Source organism: Paenibacillus amylolyticus (assembly GCF_001570725.1).
Lineage (GTDB): Bacteria > Bacillota > Bacilli > Paenibacillales > Paenibacillaceae > Paenibacillus > Paenibacillus amylolyticus_A.
Genome location: NZ_BCNV01000001.1, coordinates 3,436,015 through 3,453,919, shown reverse-complemented (window position 1 = coordinate 3,453,919; position 17,905 = coordinate 3,436,015). Strand labels below are relative to the sequence as shown.

General features: G+C 44.3%; 16 protein-coding genes. 14 read left to right on the top strand and 2 right to left on the bottom strand.

Going from position 1 to position 17,905, the window contains the following annotated elements; genetic code table 11:
* Positions 1-9 precede the first annotated feature (9 nt).
* Both PAHA3_RS15320 and PAHA3_RS15315 read left to right on the top strand, forming a co-directional pair.
* On the top strand, positions 10-1,344 hold the full coding sequence (locus PAHA3_RS15320) for a PhoH family protein (RefSeq protein ID WP_024628438.1): 1,335 nt from the start codon (positions 10-12) through the stop codon (positions 1,342-1,344).
* Between the two features lie 220 nt (positions 1,345-1,564).
* The gene (locus tag PAHA3_RS15315; RefSeq protein WP_062835472.1) at positions 1,565-2,833 is read left to right on the top strand and encodes an ABC transporter substrate-binding protein; all 1,269 of its coding nucleotides are present in this window, start codon (positions 1,565-1,567) and stop codon (positions 2,831-2,833) included.
* Between the two features lie 186 nt (positions 2,834-3,019).
* Here the strand turns inward: PAHA3_RS15315 and PAHA3_RS15310 are convergent, their stop codons facing one another.
* Complete coding sequence (locus PAHA3_RS15310; RefSeq protein ID WP_062835471.1) at positions 3,020-4,105, bottom strand: hypothetical protein; 1,086 nt, start codon at positions 4,103-4,105, stop codon at positions 3,020-3,022.
* 183 nt (positions 4,106-4,288) lie between these two features.
* Positions 4,289-4,525, bottom strand: coding sequence for a DUF2626 domain-containing protein (locus PAHA3_RS15305; protein ID WP_017687281.1), 237 nt, complete (start codon positions 4,523-4,525; stop codon positions 4,289-4,291).
* 315 nt (positions 4,526-4,840) lie between these two features.
* Between PAHA3_RS15305 and PAHA3_RS15300 the strand changes: the two genes are divergently transcribed.
* The 12 genes from PAHA3_RS15300 to PAHA3_RS15245 all read left to right on the top strand — a co-directional run bounded on the left by PAHA3_RS15300 (position 4,841) and on the right by PAHA3_RS15245 (position 17,897).
* On the top strand, positions 4,841-5,491 hold the full coding sequence (locus PAHA3_RS15300; protein WP_017687282.1) for an RsfA family transcriptional regulator: 651 nt from the start codon (positions 4,841-4,843) through the stop codon (positions 5,489-5,491).
* Positions 5,492-5,641: 150 nt separating this feature from the next.
* Complete coding sequence (locus PAHA3_RS15295; protein ID WP_062835470.1) at positions 5,642-6,601, top strand: ketopantoate reductase family protein; 960 nt, start codon at positions 5,642-5,644, stop codon at positions 6,599-6,601.
* The gene (locus PAHA3_RS15290) at positions 6,601-6,975 is read left to right on the top strand and encodes a DUF3397 domain-containing protein (protein ID WP_062835469.1); all 375 of its coding nucleotides are present in this window, start codon (positions 6,601-6,603) and stop codon (positions 6,973-6,975) included. Before PAHA3_RS15295 ends, PAHA3_RS15290 begins: the two co-directional genes overlap by 1 nt.
* A gap of 153 nt (positions 6,976-7,128) precedes the next feature.
* Positions 7,129-8,826, top strand: coding sequence for a peptide ABC transporter substrate-binding protein (locus PAHA3_RS15285; protein ID WP_062835468.1), 1,698 nt, complete (start codon positions 7,129-7,131; stop codon positions 8,824-8,826).
* A gap of 190 nt (positions 8,827-9,016) precedes the next feature.
* On the top strand, positions 9,017-9,949 hold the full coding sequence (locus PAHA3_RS15280; protein ID WP_062835467.1) for an ABC transporter permease: 933 nt from the start codon (positions 9,017-9,019) through the stop codon (positions 9,947-9,949).
* A gap of 47 nt (positions 9,950-9,996) precedes the next feature.
* The gene (locus tag PAHA3_RS15275) at positions 9,997-10,878 is read left to right on the top strand and encodes an ABC transporter permease (protein ID WP_371327939.1); all 882 of its coding nucleotides are present in this window, start codon (positions 9,997-9,999) and stop codon (positions 10,876-10,878) included.
* Between the two features lie 17 nt (positions 10,879-10,895).
* Positions 10,896-12,665, top strand: a complete 1,770-nt coding sequence (locus tag PAHA3_RS31150) for an ABC transporter ATP-binding protein (protein WP_062835465.1) — start codon at positions 10,896-10,898, stop codon at positions 12,663-12,665.
* A gap of 157 nt (positions 12,666-12,822) precedes the next feature.
* Positions 12,823-14,454, top strand: a complete 1,632-nt coding sequence (gene bshC / locus PAHA3_RS15265) for a bacillithiol biosynthesis cysteine-adding enzyme BshC (RefSeq protein ID WP_062835464.1) — start codon at positions 12,823-12,825, stop codon at positions 14,452-14,454.
* 44 nt (positions 14,455-14,498) lie between these two features.
* Complete coding sequence (locus PAHA3_RS15260; RefSeq protein ID WP_062835463.1) at positions 14,499-15,764, top strand: adenosylhomocysteinase; 1,266 nt, start codon at positions 14,499-14,501, stop codon at positions 15,762-15,764.
* Between the two features lie 273 nt (positions 15,765-16,037).
* Positions 16,038-16,475, top strand: coding sequence for a division/cell wall cluster transcriptional repressor MraZ (gene mraZ / locus PAHA3_RS15255; protein ID WP_017687291.1), 438 nt, complete (start codon positions 16,038-16,040; stop codon positions 16,473-16,475).
* A gap of 18 nt (positions 16,476-16,493) precedes the next feature.
* A complete protein-coding gene (gene rsmH, locus PAHA3_RS15250) occupies positions 16,494-17,444 on the top strand; it encodes a 16S rRNA (cytosine(1402)-N(4))-methyltransferase RsmH (protein ID WP_062835462.1) in 951 nt (316 codons plus the stop codon).
* A gap of 27 nt (positions 17,445-17,471) precedes the next feature.
* Positions 17,472-17,897 carry a hypothetical protein gene (locus tag PAHA3_RS15245; protein ID WP_062835461.1) on the top strand — a complete coding sequence of 142 codons (426 nt, stop codon included), beginning with the start codon at positions 17,472-17,474 and terminating at the stop codon, positions 17,895-17,897.
* The last annotated feature ends 8 nt before the right edge of the window (positions 17,898-17,905 follow it).

Sequence of the window (17,905 nt, the reverse complement as noted above, 5' to 3'; positions counted from 1 at the left end):
GGGGATTGAATGAAAAAGATTTTTGTATTGGATACCAACGTGCTTCTGCATGACCCCAATGCCATATTTGCCTTTGAGGAACATGAGGTAATCATTCCCGCGGTTGTACTGGAGGAGATCGACTCCAAAAAAAGAAATGCCGATGAAATTGGGCGTAATGCCCGCAATGTATCCAGACTGTTGGATGGATTACGTGAACTGGGTCACCTGCACAGTGGGGTGCCTCTGGCTAATGGAGGTAATCTGAAAGTAGAACTGAATCATCGGAGTTTCGTGAAAGTTCAAGAAATGTTTGGTGAAGTGTCCAACGATAATCGCATTTTGGCTGTCGCTTTGAATTATCAGATTGAAGAGAATGAAAAGGAAGTAGTCGAACGTCAAGTGGTGCTTGTCAGTAAAGATGTGCTGGTGCGTATCAAAGCGGATGTACTTGGTCTGTTCACACAGGATTACTTATCAGATCGGACGGCAGGACTCAGTGAGTTATATCCAGGTTATACGGCCCTAAAAGTTCACCCGTCAGTGATTGATGAGTTTTACACATATCGTTTTCTACCGATCAAACCGTTACAGTTGTCTTATTCGCTGTATCCGAATGAATTCGTCATTCTCAAGGATGAGATGGGAACCAATAAATCGGCTTTGCTTAAAGTGAACACAGAGGGAACGAAGTTGGAGCCGCTTTTCCTCAGTAATGATAATGTCTGGGGCATTAGCGCCCGTAACGCGCAACAACGTATGGCACTGGAACTGCTTTTGAATGATGACATCCCGCTTGTTACCATCACAGGTAAAGCTGGAACAGGGAAAACCTTGCTGGCACTTGCAGCAGGTCTGCTTAAGGTAGAGGATGATCATAAATACAAAAAACTGTTGATCGCTCGTCCTGTCGTTCCGATGGGGAAAGATATCGGTTACTTGCCTGGTGAGAAGGAAGAAAAACTCCGTCCATGGATGCAACCGATTTATGATAATCTGGAATTCCTGTTTGATACCAAAAAAGCCGGAGATATCGATAAAATTCTAATGGGGCTTGGCAGTATTCAGGTGGAGGCTTTGACGTATATACGTGGAAGATCTATACCTGGACAGTTTATCATTATTGATGAAGCTCAAAACCTGTCTCGCCATGAAGTGAAAACGATCGTATCAAGGGTTGGTGAAGGAAGTAAAATTATTTTGATGGGAGACCCCGAACAAATAGACCATCCGTATCTCGATTCCGCCAGTAACGGTCTGACGTATATCGTTGAACGCTTCAAGCAAGAGGGGATTAGCGGACACATCATGCTCGAAAAAGGAGAACGCTCCAAGCTGGCACAGCTTGCAGCTGATTTATTGTAAATTCATGGGATTTATTTCCCGGAAAATGTTGCTATTGAAGCCGGCTCTTGGAGCCGGCTTTTTGCTGAAAAAATAAGAAAGCGTTATTGCACAGAACTCGATATGCTCTTATTATGCAAAAATCCGAAAAAGTGTTTTTCGGCAGGGTAGGACAAGAGCACTACTTATTTGTTACAATAATTGCTGCAGGAAAAAACTAGGTGAACAAGGAGGGGAGTTAATGAAGCGTAGACATCAGGTTGTTTTGTTCGCGGTATTGCTGCTTTCGTTAACGATCCTGTCTCCAAGTTTTGACTTCAGAGGTCCGCAGCTCAATCAGGAACGTGACCAGGAAAAGGATACCTTCCCGGGTTCTTCTTCGCGTAATGAAGATGCTCAAGCTCCGCTGGAGATTGTGGTCGCTATGTCGGATGAAGAGTTTCAAGCCTTTCAAAAGATAGCCAAAGAAGTTGCTGCTTCACAGTTAGTAGAGATTAATCTTCGGAATGAGAAGCCGGATACATATAAGCGTGTTTTGGATCTTGAGTTTTCACTAGGGGAGAACGGGGATGTGGTTCTGCTTGATAGTGAGGAAGTGCAATACTATGCCAAAAAAGGGCATTTGTATCCGTTGAACGGTACAACATTATCAAAGTCGCTTGGGGAGACCGTTGCCGAGCTGCGTGGGATGACGGAGTGGAATGGTTATCAATGGGGGATGCCTTTTGATTTTGACCCTTATATTCTGGCGGCACAATCTTCATTTCTGAAAAAAGCTGGTCTGGAGACGTTGCCTCATAGTAAAGATCAGTGGACCAAACTCACTCAACAATCCATAGCGGAAGGAATGCCGTTAATTGCAATGAACATGAATGATATGTACGGGACGAGTGCGTGGTTGAATCATTTTGAACCGGGGATGGCACCTGATCTAGTTAAACGATCGCAATTTTCCTCGCAAACGGGTGATCTTGAGCAGGGAATTCAGTTAATGGACCAGCTTCAGCCCCATATTAAGGTCCAGTCTACCGATCCGGAGTTCTCTCCGACTGCTGACCAGAACGGAACCCCGATAGTTGTATCATTGTTATCGCAATTATTAAGTGCAGTGCAAGTGAGTACAGGTGATCAAGATTCTTTAGAGCGCATTTCTTTCGAAACTTTGGAAACTGTGAAGTCCAGAAGTCTTGTCATTACTGCCGGTTCGATTGAAGCAGAGGAAGCAAGCAGATGGATTGAAGGCATGACGTCTGCTACGACACAGTTGAAATGGTACCAACAGACTAATCGGTTGCCTGCGAAGCAACAGGAATTAGATGTGGAGTCTGAAAAGCTCGCTGGGGATTATGACATGACAAAGGGACAATCCTGGTTTTCAACCGAAGATGTCCCCGCTGTAACGGCCGAAAGGCACGCTGTGATAAAACATTTTCATAAAAAAATGCAGCAATTCTTAAAGGGAGAAATCACGTCCAATCAATACGTAGATAGTATCAGAGCGACAAATTAACTTTAAGTTCATGTTCAAAAAGTCTGGTTTTCAGTACCAAGAAGATGGAATGAAGCTAGAAATGGAGTAGCGGAGCGTAGGAAAAACTACGTGAGCAACGGACATTTCGGCTGAATTTCATATTCGATGCTGATGATGCCACAAGGCATCCTTCGTAATCAAAAGTGGACTTTTTGAACAACCTCTTTAAAAAGATATAGCCAGTTTTACTTCCAGTACACCTTCACTTGTTGAAACATCGGTGGCTTTGACGAAGGACAGAATTTTCTGCGGATAGAAGCCAAGGTCAAACTCTCTTTCCAGCATTCGGCGAGTGGTGTCTGGTAATTCAAGCTGATTGAATACAAGTTTGTCCACATGAAAACGAATGGAATTTTGAGGTTCATTTTCTACCGTATAATGTCCTTCAATGCTTAATTGCAACTGATCCCGCTGACCGGAAGCTGTAATCTTATCCTGATTGAACTTAAAGGCAAAGTCATCAAAGATGGAATTCTGGGAACGTAGAAACGCATTAAGCTCATCTTGGCCAATCCGAATTGTATACGTTGTTCCTGTTGTGGATATACCTCCGTTTTGCTCTTGAATAAAGTCCGGAAGGTTCTGCATCGCAGATGCCAAAGCTTTAAAATATCGTTTCACCTCATAGATGCCGATATTCTCCCAATAGAGAGTCAGTTCGTCCATCAGTTTTTGAATCGCCGCCGCATCTCCGCTGGTGGCTATTTGGTCGTCCACTTCTTTTTGCAAGGCGACAACACGTTCTCGCTGGTTTTGAAGATTAGTTTTCATTTCAGATAATTCTGCTGTAGTCTGACGAATCTGAGTGGAAGTCTGTTGCAGGTCGCGATAACGGTCTTGATACTTGTCCAGCACAGCCTGATCCCGTCCTATAATAATCTGGTAATAATCATACAGTACAAACAGGTCTTTGAATGACCTGGCTCCCAGAACCGTCATGAGAAGACTGTCGCGTTCTCCCGTGTAGTAGGATCTAACTACAGCGCCGGCCCGATCTTGCTGAATATGTATCTGCTGTTCCTGTTCCTGAAGCTGGACGGATAATGTCTCGTATTGTTGAGCCAGCTGTTTCTGCCTTTCTGCGATGCGTTCGATTTCATGATCGATTTCAACGATGGATAGACTTTTTTGCAATATTTCACGTGTATCCTCGGGTGAAGACTCTCCATAGGCATAGGCTGATGGTAGCTGTAGGAATACAAATACAATGATGCATAATATAAAGGCGGTAATGCCGTAATGACGTTTCACCGATCATTCTCCTTTCCACTTCTTAAATGACAATAGTACAGGCTTGTTGTCTTCCAGACAATATATGAAACAAATACGTGAAATATCCTTAGTGGTTACATAACACCACGAACAATCATTTAATCTGAACACAACAAAAAAGCAACCCGACTGATGCCGGATCACTTTGATGCTGCAGGTGGATTAGAGCGGCAACCCCATTTCGAATACAGTCCAGTAGCTGAATCCCGTGAATGTCACGATCATATAACCCCAAAAGAGCAATATGTACGTTCTTTCAGTGAATTTCAAGTATCCCAAAATGACAAAAAACGCAGTCTGCAGGAAAAAAAGCAAAGCCATTTCGACCAGATCTCCCGCAAAAGCCATCAGGCCAATCGCAAGCGTGAAGAACCCGAGTACCCGAAACATGCGTGCCACGGTAAATCCTCCTCTCCTAAGTGCGATCATAGATTGTCTACACAACATTATACCGGGAAAGGAAAAACGTGTAAACAAAATTGGATATGAAAGCGAATTCTTTTTTTGCCCTTTAGCAAGTAAAGCGGGAGTAGTTTTACATATGTTACGTATGAGCAAGGCTAAATGTGGAAATACATTTTAGTATGAAATCAATTCTATGAACTCTATGAGAGGCATAAGAATGAATGAAGCAGCTTTTATACCTAATTCACATACCGGGCTTCCGGTAATGCGGACGGTTATTTTAGGATGTTGTTAGGAGGGTATTATAGCATGACTGCAGTGAGACAGGATGCTTGGAGTACAGAGGACGATTTGATATTGGCTGAGGTTACTTTGCGTCATATTCGGGAAGGTAGTACACAACTGGCCGCTTTTGAAGAGGTAGGCGAAAAAATAGGCAGAACTTCTGCCGCATGCGGTTTTCGCTGGAACAGCTGTGTACGTAAAAAGTATGAGTCTGCCATCAGTAACGCCAAGGCACAACGGCAAAAACGCAGTTATCTCAGAAAGCAGCCGGCTATGCTGGGACCGCAGGTTGCAGCTCTGTCTACACTGGATACCGAAGAACATCTGTACAAATCAGATGGGATCTCGGACGATTCATTATCAATGGATGCGGTAATTCGCTTCCTGCGACAATGGAAAGGGACAGTGCAGGAGAGCAGTCGTCAGCTCAAGATGCTGGAGAAGGAGCTTCGGGAGAAAGAAGATGAATTGCTGGAACTGCGCTGCGAGAATGACCGTCTCTCCAAAGAAGTGAATGAGGTGCAGACGGATTACCGTGTGGTAAATGACGATTACAAAGCTTTAATTCAGATTATGGATCGGGCTCGCAGACTCGCATTTCTGTCTGAAGAAGAAGAGGAACTCAAAACACGTTTCAAGATGGATGCCAACGGGAACCTGGAACGAATTGAATAGCAAGAACAGCCCTTTGATTTGCGAATGTCAGATATAAACCCGCCACACCTCCGTTACATAACGGCAGGTATGACGGGTTTTTAGTTTGGTGTTTTTGCTCTATTATAGATAAGAGAAGATTACCTACTGAAGCGGAGAGGAGTGCATCATATGATTATTGACATCGTAGGAGCAGGGGCACTGGGTCTATTATATGGCGGAAAACTGCTGGCGGCAGGTAACCAGGTTCGATTTTGGACCAGAACACCCGCTCATGCAGAGCTACTAAGCCGTGATGGAGTAACGATCGTGGAGCGAGACGGGAAGATACATATTATACCGGATCAGATACAGGCAAAACCGATCAACGAGCTGTCGGACACGTGGGAGCACACTCCTGGAGAATGGTTGCTGCTCATGGTTAAGCAGACAAGCATTGACGATTTCATTCATGAGATTAGTCCATTGAAGGATCATGTGCTGAACATGGCGTGTTTTCAAAATGGGATGGGCCATCTGGAAAAATTACAAGCTGCTTTGCCACATTCACTGCTATGTAGCGTGATTACAACAGAGGGTGCGAAGCGTGCCCAGTGTGAGGTCACTCGTGCGGGTGCAGGTGAAACCAGACTGGGGAGGCGTAACATACATATAGAAGCACCTTCCTCAATAGAGGAGAAGAGAACATTTACTCTATCGAAACTTCTGCAGCAGGCAGGATTTGACTGTACAGTGTCGAATGAAATCGATAAGCTGATATACAGAAAACTGTTGATCAACGCGGTCATTAACCCGCTTACGGCATTATGGCGAATTCCCAATGGTGAATTGATCACTAAGCAAGATCGCAAGAAGCTTATGCGCCAGTTATATGATGAAACATTGGTAATCTACTCAACCAGTGGAATAAGGCTAGATCAGGATATGTGGGAGCAACTGATCGATGTCTGTCGTTCCACAGCCACGAATACTTCCTCCATGCTTGCAGATGTTCTTCAAGGACGTGGTACAGAAGTCGGATCAATCAACGGACATATTGTAAGGATGGCACAAAAGTCAGGCCTTGCTGCACCTACACATGAAATACTGCTTCATCTGATTGAAGGAATGCAACCGGAAGGAGTGAGTTAATGGCACTTTTTATTGTATTGAGCATACTACCTTTTTTTCCGTTCTTTCTTGTGTATTGGGGAATGTACATTTGGAAAAAAGACAAACGCTCAGCATTGCGAATGGCAATGGATGTAACCACTTTTTTTCTCGTATTTTCAGTTTCAGCGTTATTCAACTTAACATTTGACTCGAATTTTGGTTTTTATCTGACATTAATACTCATACTAGTAGCACTTGGATTCATTGGGGGTGCGCAAAATCGACTAAAAGGGAAGGTCGATAGGGGTAGAATGTTCCGGGCCGTATGGCGCATGGCTTTCGTCATCATGAGTTTCGGGTATGTTTTGTTTACTTTATTTGGATTATTTAGATACTTCATGCAACAGATGTGAGGATACATAACGCAAAAGGGCTAAAAAATGTGTCGATTTTGTCGAAAACTGAAAAAAACATTACTTTCTGAAAAAGTAATGTAGATTTTTTTGACCGGTGGTTGTATAATCTATAAACATATAAACCATATCAATTTAGGGGGAACGTGTTAGATGAAAAGGAAAAGTCTATTAGTCCTTTTGACGCTGATTTTGGCGTTCGGTACCGTACTTGCAGCGTGCGGATCGAAAAACGAAGGCACAGGTAACACCGATACTGGTTCTGCAAACGAAGGAAATGGTCTTGCTAAAGATCAAATCCTGAAAATCAACCTGTCAGCTGAACCTCCTACGTTGGACCCGGCTCAAGCAAAAGACAGCCAAACCAACACAGTTCTGAAATTCTTGTATGAAGGTCTTGTACGCATCGATGCTGATGGTAAAGAACAACCAGGCGTAGCTACAGACTGGACAATCTCCGAAGATGGTTTGAAATATGTTTTCAACCTGAACCCGGAAGCTAAATGGAGCAATGGTGATGCAATCACTGCGGAAGACTTTGTTCGTTCTTGGGAACGTGCTTTGAAACCGGAAACAGCTTCTCCATATGCATACCAATTGTACTACATCAAAGGCGCTGAAGGTTACAACCTCAGCAAAGACGAAACATACACTGGTACTAAAATCACAGATTTCTCCCAAGTAGGCGTTAAAGCTACTGATGCAAACACGCTGGAAGTAACGTTGGAAAACCCAACACCTTACTTCTTGGGTCTGACAGCATTCTACACGTACTATCCAGTACATGCATCTGCTGACACAAATGATAAATTCTTCACAGACTACAAAAACATGATCGTTAACGGACCATTCGTAATGGATCAATACGCTAAAGGTCAAAAAATTGTTGTGAAGAAAAACGATGGTTACCATGCAGCTGCCGACATCAAGTTGGCTCAAATCGATATGTCCCTGACTAACAGCAGTGCTTCCGAATTGCAAGCTTACAAATCAGGACAATTGGACTACACTGGTGCACCTAACGGTGAAATTCCTTCCGACCAAATTCCTTCTGTAAAAGCGGAATTGCCGGACGAGTTCAAAGCTACTGGTATTGCAAGTACTTACTACTACCAGTTCAACGTAAACGAAGCACCATTTAACAACGTTAAAATCCGTAAAGCATTTGCAATGTCCATTCAACGTCAGTTGATCGTTGACAAAGTAACACAAGGTGGACAAATTCCAGCATTCGGCTTTGTACCTCCAGGTATCCGTGGTGAAAACGGCGAATTCCGTGATGAGCACAAAGACGATTACTTCACTGAAAATGTGGACGAAGCTAAAGCATTGCTTGCTGAAGGTATGAAAGAAGAAGGTTACACAACATTGCCAGCTGTTACTTTGATCTACAACACTAGTGATGGTCACGCGAAAATTGCTTTGGCGATTGCTGACATGTGGAAACAAAATCTTGGTGTTGATGTGAAAACAGAAAACCAAGAGTGGGGCGTATTCCTTGAGAACCGTCAAAACCAAAACTTCCAAGTAGCTCGTGCAGGTTGGTCTGCTGACTACAACGATCCATACAACTTCTTGGAAATGTGGACTACTGGAAACACAAACAATGATTCCAAATTCAGCAACGAACAGTATGACAAAGATGTTAAAGACACTGTAAAATCTGCTGATCCAGCTGCACGTATGGCTGCATTTGCTGACGCTGAGAAAATCCTGATTCAAGATGAAATGGGCGTTATGCCAATCTATTACTACACTAACGTATCTTTGACTAAGCCTTATCTGAAAGGCGTACAACTTGATTTCAGTGGAGCTATTGACTTCACTCGTGCATATCTGGAAGAGAAATAAGTTGTTCTGAAGTCTAATATGATTACTTCGGGATATATATGTGGAATTCCATATATATCCCGATTTTTTTGTATGTGCACCGATTTTCCTTATAATTCTTGAAATTTCCGATAAATGGATTGGACTTTATTTCTGTCTAATTCTACAATCGATTTGTATACAAAATATTGTTTGTGGAGGTGTGCAAGGGTTGGTTAAGTACGTTTTGAAAAAACTACTATTTATGCTGCTATCGCTTTTCATACTCGCATCGATGACTTTCTTCCTGATGAAGGCCATTCCTGGTGACCCTTTTACATCCGAGAAAAAAGTATCACCTGAGATCCGTGCACTCTTGGAAACCAAGTATGGACTGGACAAGCCGATGTATGAACAATACCTGAAGTATATGGGTGGAATTGTCAAAGGGGATTTCGGGGTTTCAATGAAATATTTGAATCGCGATGTATCCAGTATGATTGCTGAGACATTCACCGCTTCACTGAAGCTTGGAATCTTTGCGATCATTATCTCCATTATTGTTGGTGTGTTGCTGGGTCTTCTGGCAGCTGTTTATCACCGCAAATTGATTGATGATGTCACAATGGTCATAGCTGTCATAGGTATTGCTGTTCCGAGCTTCTTGCTCGCATCATTACTACAGTATCTATTTGCCTTCAAATTGGGATGGTTCAACGTTATGGGCTTCGACGGACCGCTTGACTATGTACTCCCAGTTGCAGCATTGTCTGCATCACCAATTGCCTTTATCGCACGTTTGACGCGTTCCAGCATGCTGGAAGTTTTACATGCAGATTATATCAAAACAGCTAAAGCCAAAGGTTTGAAATGGCCAGCGATTATGTTTAAACACGTTGTAAGAAACGGTATTCTACCGGTAGTAACTTATGTTGGTCCAATGACAGCGAATATCATCACAGGTTCCGTTGTAATTGAACAGATCTTTAACATCGGGGGAATTGGTAAAGTATTCGTAGAAAGTATCACAAACCGGGATTACACCATGATTATGGGAATCACGATTTTCTATGGTATTCTCCTCATGTTGGCACGTTTCCTAACAGATATTGCTTACGTGCTGATCGATCCTAGAATTAAGCTGGAAAGCCGGAAGGGGGCATAACGTTGTCTGGCACGAATAATAAAAAGAATGAAACGGCGAACACTAACCTGACTAGTCAGGCAGCGGTTAAACCGCAAGAAAGTGTATCCCTTTTTAAAGATGCCATGTACAGACTTGCAACCAATAAGGCTGCTATGATAAGTCTGGGTGTATTGGTTCTTGTCGTGATTTTCTCTTTGATTGGTCCAACTTCTTTGTTCACAAGTTATAATTATTATTCAAATGATTTGATGAATGCCAACGCAGCGCCTAGTGCCGAGCATTGGTTCGGTACAGATGAACTTGGTCGTGATGTATGGGTAAGAACATGGGTTGGTGCTCGTGTATCCCTTACTGTAGGTTTGGCAGCAGCTCTGATTGACCTTGTTATTGGTGTAATCTATGGTGCAATTATGGGTTACTATGGCGGACGTGTTGATGGTATCATGAACAAGTTCTCCGAAATCCTGTATTCCCTGCCTTACATGCTCGTTGTTATCTTGTTGCTGGTTGTATTGGAACCAAGTCTGACAACCATCATCATTGCCCTCACCATTACAGGCTGGATCAGTATGTCGTGGATTGTACGTGGTGAGATTATGCAACTCAAAAACAGAGATTTCATTCTCGCGGCTCGCTCCATGGGTGCAAGTACAGGACGTCAATTGTTCCGTCACTTGTTGCCAAATGCAGTTGGTCCGATTATCGTAACTTTGACATTGTCCATTCCTAACGCGATCTTTGCTGAGGCGTTTCTGAGCTTCCTCGGACTTGGTGTATCTGCACCGAGATCATCCCTGGGATCCATGATCAATGACGCACTCACAGGCTGGACGCTGTATCCTTGGCGGATGTGGTTCCCGGCAGGTCTGATGGTTCTGACTATGCTTGCATTTAACTTGCTCGGTGACGGTTTGCGCGACGCGCTCGATCCGAAATTACGTAAATAGAAATAGGAGGTGGGATTATGGAGCCGATTTTAACAGTCAAGGACTTGAGCGTGTCATTCTCAACGCGCTCTGGTGAATTTGATGCCGTTAAAAATGTGAGTTTTGAAATTGGCAAAGGAGAGACGCTGGGGATCGTAGGTGAATCCGGTAGTGGTAAGAGTGTTACCGCCCAAACCATCATGAAATTGATTCCCTCCCCGCCTTCGAAGGTCAAAAGCGGAGAAATTACTTTTCACGGGCAAGACCTGCTGAATAAGACAGACAAACAAATGGAAGCGATTCGTGGTAAAGATATCGGTATGATCTTCCAAGATCCAATGACTTCTTTGAATCCTACCATTAAAATTGGTAAACAAATTACCGAAGTATTGCGCAAGCATCAGAACATGTCCAAACAAGCGGCGGATAAAGCTGCTTTGGAAATGCTGGAACTTGTAGGTATCAAAAATGCAGCTATTCGCATGAATCATTATCCACACCAATTCTCTGGTGGTATGCGTCAGCGTGCCATGATCGCGATTGCGCTTGCATGTCGTCCATCCCTTCTGATTGCGGATGAGCCGACAACTGCACTTGACGTTACAATCCAGGCTCAAATCCTGGATGTAATGAAAGACATGCAGCAAAAGCTTGGAACATCGATCATGCTGATTACGCATGACCTTGGTGTAGTAGCGGGTATGTGTGACCGAGTTGTTGTTATGAAAGAAGGCGAAGTTGTTGAAACAGGAACAACTGCTGAAATCTTTAGTAACCCTCAACATCCATATACGATTAAATTGCTGAATGCTTTGCCTCGTCTGGACGAGCCCAAAAAGGAAAAACCAACTCCGGCTGGTATTATCAAAGGCAGCAACAAGCCTCTGGTACAAGTGAAAAACTTGAAACAGTACTTTAATCTGGGTAAAGGTAACATTCTTAAAGCGGTTAATGACGTAAGCTTTGATATCTTTGAAGGAGAAACACTTGGCGTTGTAGGTGAGTCAGGCTGTGGTAAATCCACAACAGGTCGTACCATTTTGCGTCTTTATGAGCCAACTGGCGGAAGTGTTAACTTTAACGGAACGGATATCTACAAGTTGTCCCCGCGTAAAATGAAAGAAATGCGTAAAGATATGCAGATGATCTTCCAAGATCCATATGCATCCCTTAACCCGCGTTTCAACGTTATGGATATTATCGGAGAGTCCCTTGATATTCATGGTCTGGCTTCCAGCTCTAAAGAGCGTAAGAGACGAGTGGAAGAGTTGCTTGATCTGGTAGGTTTGAATCCAAGTCATGCACTTCGTTATCCACATGAATTCTCTGGTGGTCAAAGACAACGGATCGGGATTGCGCGTGCACTTGCTGTAGACCCTAAATTCATCATCTGTGATGAGCCATTGTCTGCACTGGATGTATCCATTCAGGCTCAGGTCGTTAAATTGCTTGAAGAACTTCAGCAACGTCTCGGCTTGACATACCTCTTTATTGCGCATGACTTGTCCATGGTTAAACATATCAGTGACCGTGTAGCTGTAATGTACATGGGTAAAGTGGTTGAACTCGCAGAAAGTGAAGAACTATATGCGAACCCTGTCCACCCTTATACCAAAACATTGCTCTCCGCGATCCCTGTGCCTGATCCGGAAGTGGAAGCGAACAAACGTCGCATCTTGCTGCCGGAAGAGCATATGAGCCCGATTCAAAATGGATCTGGCGGTCCTGCAAATGACCCGTACAACCTGGAAAATGCTCAATTGATTGAGGTTTCCAAAGGTCACTGGGTTGCAGAGCCTTACGTATAATAGAAATATAAAAGTGATATGCTATTATTGATGTATTATGTGCCGCCGACTCGTTCGGCGGTTTTTTTCGTTTTTTAATGACTTTCTTTTGACGAAGCGGCCCTGAATTCGGTACAATCAAGAAAGGCTCTTTGAAGCAGAATAGGAGGCAGACCTCATGAACGGTATTACCGAGGCACTCCGCAGCGGATCAAGACTTGCAGAAGATTATATCTGTTCAAGAGATGCTGCGCGTGTCCTTTACGAGTATGACATTCGCTGGGAATCAGGACTTCAGACGCGTGCCGAGTGGTTGGACCAATCGGAAAACACACGTATTGATCGTCGTGACCTGGCAGAGTATTTACGTATATATAATAAACGGGTGAACGACCATGAAGAGGTTCATGCGTCCATCACACGTCTTGCAGAACAAGGCGCATTGGTGGTTACAGGAGGACAGCAGAGCGGTTTGCTTACCGGACCATTGTTCGTCATATACAAAGCCGCTAGCGTAGTGGCAGCTGCCCGTGAAGCCGAAGAAAGACTTCAACGCCCGGTAGTTCCAGTATTTTGGATCGCTGGTGAAGACCATGACTGGGATGAGGTTAACCATACCTACCTGCCTAATCACCAGGGAGACATGAAGAAAGTCAAGTTGCAGGGACGATTCGCAGGAAGGGATTCTGTGAGTAATGTTCATGTAGATACGCAGCAGTGGATGAGTGTACTCGAGCAGGTGGAGCGTCTGTTACCTGATACGATACATAAACCAGGATTGATGAAATGCATTACTGAGATCCATCAATCCAGTTCGAATCTGAGTGATGCATTTGCCCGCATGATATCCGCTTTGTTTGCCGGCACTGGACTTATACTAATGGACGCATCAGATCCGGACTTGCGCAGATTGGAACGGCCCGTGTTTGAACAGCTAATCCGACGAAATGAAGTGTTGCGTAACGCTTACGCACAAGGAGCTTCGTTGGTGGAACAAGCTGGTTATGCTATGCCTGCCGAAGTGGCTGAGGATGGAGCCAATCTGTTCTACATCCATGAAGGCACACGTTTGCTTTTGATGCTTAAGGATGGCTTGTATAGCGATCGCAAAGGCCTGGTTTCTTTCACAGAGGAGCGTTTGCTTCAGGAACTGGAAGAGCATCCGGAGCGCTTCAGTAACAACGTATTGACTCGGCCATTAATGCAGGATTCGGTTCTGCCTGTAGCCGCTGTTATTTTGGGTCAAGGTGAAATTGCATATTGGGGTTTGACTCGCGAAGCATTCCAGCAGTTCGGACTGCAAATGCCTATTTTATTGCCGCGGTTGTCCTTCACTATCATGGAAGATATTCATCATAAACATATGAAACAATATGGACTTTCTTTTCAGGATGTTCAATATCATATGGAAGACAAGAAGGAACAGTGGCTAGCTCAGCAGGAGACGTTCCAGGTAGAAGAACAATTTGACAAGGTCCAGGAAGCGTTTTTGGATCTGTATGGTCCCTTGTTAGATGAAATTGCGGAGATTCATCCTGGGCTGGAACGAATTGGAGATACCAACTTGAGTAAAATTAACGAGCAAATGCAGTATCTCAAGCAGCAGACTCACAAAGCCATTGAAGATAAACATAATGTAAGTTTAAGGCATTGGAACGGCATTCAAAACTCTCTTTTCCCGGCGGGCAAACCGCAGGAACGAGTACATAATGCACTCTTTTACCTGAATCGTTATGGCACCGAGTGGATCGATGAGCTGATTAAGGCTTCAAGCGAATTCCATGGAGAGCACAAGGTTATTGCACTGTAGAGACCTTTATAATAGAAGAAACACATAAACGAGGAGGACGTGAAATGACTACACCTGCATTGCAAAACAGTATTGTTAAAGATATGGGACTCGCTTCAGAGGGGCATTTGAAAATTGATTGGGTAGAGGCGCACATGCCGGTACTGAACCGCATTCGTCGCCAGTTCGAACAGGATCTGCCTTTCAAAGGATTGAAGGTTGCCATTTGTCTTCATCTGGAAGCAAAAACAGCTTATTTGGCAAAAGTGATCCAAGCCGGCGGCGCAGAAGTAACGATTACGCACAGCAACCCATTGTCTACACAAGATGATGTCTGCGCTGCATTGGTAGAAGATGGCGTTACCGTATATGCGAAGTACAACCCGGAACCTGCGGAATTCAAATCATTGCAACTTCGTGCGCTTGAGGTGAAACCTGATCTCATTATTGATGATGGCGGAGACTTCGCAACTATTATTGCATCCGAGCGTCCTGATCTTGCAGCGACAATTCGCGGAGGAGCAGAAGAAACGACAACGGGCATTATTCGTTTGAAAGCATTGGCGAAAGAAGGCCAATTGAAATTCCCGATGGTGGCAGTTAATGACGCATACTGCAAATATCTGTTTGATAATCGTTATGGCACAGGTCAATCCGCATTTGACGGTATCATCCGTACAACCAATCTGGTTGTAGCAGGTAAGAATGTAGTCGTAGCCGGATATGGCTGGTGTGGTAAAGGTGTAGCGATGCGCGCCAAAGGTCTTGGAGCGAATGTGATCGTAACTGAGATTGATCCAATCAAAGCAGTAGAAGCACACATGGACGGATTCCGGGTCATGACGATGGTGGAAGCTGCTAAATTGGGCGATTTCTTTATCGCAGTTACAGGTAATAAGGATGTTATTACGGGTGAGCATTACGATGTAATGAAGGACGGAGCAATCCTGAGCAATGCAGGTCACTTTGATGTTGAAGTGAATAAGCCTGAACTAGCTAAACGTTCGGAATCGATTCGTACAGTTCGCCGCAACATTGAGGAATATCGCTTTAAAGATGGTCGTAAAATGTACCTTCTTGCAGAGGGGCGTCTTGTAAACCTGGGTGCAGCGGATGGTCACCCGGCCGAAATCATGGATACAACGTTTGCTCTTCAAGCGCTTGGTCTGCGTTATGTAAGTGAGAATTATGAAAACTTGGGTAAAAACGTGGTTAACGTACCTTACGATATCGACCAACAGGTTGCCAGCTATAAACTTGAAAGCTTGAATATTGGCATTGACTCCTTGTCAGCAGAACAGGAAAAATACCTGGATAGCTGGAAATTTTAAGCTTTATCCATTAATTACAAGCTGATGAAATGATTCAAAGGGTATAGAATGGTTTATTGATGATATGGCTCATGTGCGGGTAGACATACGATTGCCCGTTTACGGGAAACGTCTTTGATCCTGAGTGACAGGATCAAAGACGTTTTTTTATGTTGAAAAATCAAAAAATCAAGTATTGCAAGAAGGGTTTTGATTTTTTTGTGCGAATCTATTATGCTTAGGTGGTGGAAAGTGGGGCAAAGTGGGAGAAACGGGTGAGGAGTGAGTGGGCCAATGTTTATGGGGGAGTTCCAACATAGCATTGATGATAAGGGTCGGGTTATCATTCCGGCTAAATTCCGCGAATCTCTGGGACCGTCTTTCGTTGTCACACGGGGTTTGGACCAGTGTCTTTTCGTGTACCCCATGGAGGAGTGGGGGGTCATGGAACAGAAGCTCAAAGCACTGCCATTGATGAAATCTGATGCACGTGCGTTTACCCGGTTTTTTTTCTCGGGTGCAACCGAATGTGAACTGGACAAACAGGGCAGGGTAAATCTGCCGGGCAATTTAAGAGAGTATGCCAAGCTGGACAAGGATTGTGTTGTTCTTGGCGTGTCGAACCGGGTGGAGATTTGGAGCAAAGGCATATGGGAGAGTTATTTCAATCAATCCGAAGAAGCATTCAACGACATTGCCGAAAAGCTGGTCGATTTTAATTTTGATTTATAAAGTCAGGAGGGGTGCAGGTTGTTTCACCACATAACCGTACTCAAAGAAGAGGCAACAGAGGGATTAAACATCAAGCAGGACGGTATATACGTGGACTGCACTTTAGGCGGTGGCGGACATAGCTCCGTGATTGCTTCCAAGCTTGGTCCAGGGGGACGTCTGATCGCACTTGATCAGGATGATTGGGCTTTGGATAATGCTCGCGAGAAGCTCGCTGCCTATGGAGAACGTGTAACATTGGTGAAAACCAATTTTAGAGATCTGGAACAGGTGCTCAAGGATCTGGATGTACCAATGAAGGATGGCGTACCACAGGTAGATGGTATCTTGTACGACTTGGGTGTGTCATCTCCGCAATTTGATGAAGGAGAACGTGGATTCAGCTACAATCACGATGCTCCGCTCGATATGCGAATGGACCAGGATGCAATGCTGACGGCCAAAGAGATTGTGAATGAATGGCCAGAAGAAGAGATTGCCCGAATTTTGTATCGCTATGGTGAAGAGAAGTTTTCCAGAAGAATTGCCCGTGTTATCGTCGGAAAACGAGCTCAGTCTACCATTGAGACCACTGGTGAACTAGTGGAACTGATCAAGGAAGGCATTCCGGCGGCGGCTCGCCGTACCGGTGGACATCCTGCCAAACGCAGCTTCCAGGCATTACGAATTACCGTCAACGATGAGTTGGGTGCGTTTGAAGAAGGACTACATCAGGCTGTTCGTTGTCTTGCACCAGGAGGACGTGTATCTGTTATTACCTTCCACTCCCTTGAGGATCGGATATGTAAACAGATTTTAAGCAGTTATCTGGAGAAATGTACATGTCCACCCGATTTTCCGTTGTGTGTATGTGGGGGCAAGGGGTCCCTGCGTTTAATTAACAGAAAACCGCTGATTCCAACGGAAACGGAATTGGCCGAAAATTCACGTGCTCGTTCAGCCAAGCTGCGCGTAGCCGAGAAATTGTAGATCAAGAGTGGAGGAGAGAATCGGAGTATGGCATATACACGTGGTAATCTCGCCGTAAAAGAAAAAGCGTCCCAGGAACGTGTGACCCAGCAACGATACAAAGAAACCACCAAAGTGGTGACCCGTCGTACGGGTCTTCCGGCACGCGAGAAGATTTTGTATCTGATTACCCTGGTTGCAGTGATCCTTGTTGGAGGAGCCTTGATGTCTCGTTATGCTCAAATCTATGATCTGAACAAGCAGGCACAGTCCACTATTTCGGATATCAAGGGGTATGAGAAGACGATTGCAGACCTGCAAGTGGAAAAAGAAACATTGAACAATCAGGTCATCGAAAATGCAAAACAGCTTGGTTATGTTGAAGCTTCCGGTAAGGATGTCATTTTTGTACCTCGCTCCACAAGTACGAAATCAACAGGTGCTGAATCGTCCTCGAATACAAGCAGTAAGTAAAGAGGTGT